This is a genomic window from Elizabethkingia argenteiflava (assembly GCF_009904105.1).
GTDB classification, from domain to species: Bacteria; Bacteroidota; Bacteroidia; order Flavobacteriales; family Weeksellaceae; genus Elizabethkingia; species Elizabethkingia argenteiflava.
The window spans coordinates 1-252 of the sequence record NZ_JAAABJ010000011.1 but is presented as its reverse complement, the minus strand read 5'-3'; the positions used below and the strand labels follow the sequence as shown (position 1 = coordinate 252).

Below are 252 nucleotides of genomic sequence, written 5' to 3'. Positions count from 1 at the left end.
CATTTGCTTTCTCTATATTGAACCTTCGTTTATATAATTCTTCATCAAAACAATAATAATTCTTGGCTGTTTTATTATTCCTGAGATGGGTTTTAATATTGGCGATTATTTTTTCTTTTTCTAACATTTGTCTTAAATTCTCACTGTCAAATCCTGCATCAGCATTCAGAAACAATTCTTTATGATCTATTTCTACTTCGCTTAGAAGGGACAGAATTTCTTTCAAACTAGCTTCTATTTGGTATAAATCGT

1 pseudogene is annotated in these 252 nt (G+C 29.4%); it reads right to left on the bottom strand.

Features of this window, described 5'->3' with window-relative positions:
- Positions 1 to 226, bottom strand: a pseudogene (locus tag GNY06_RS00055) (IS5/IS1182 family transposase); the annotation flags it as partial.
- Positions 227 to 252 lie beyond the last annotated feature (26 nt).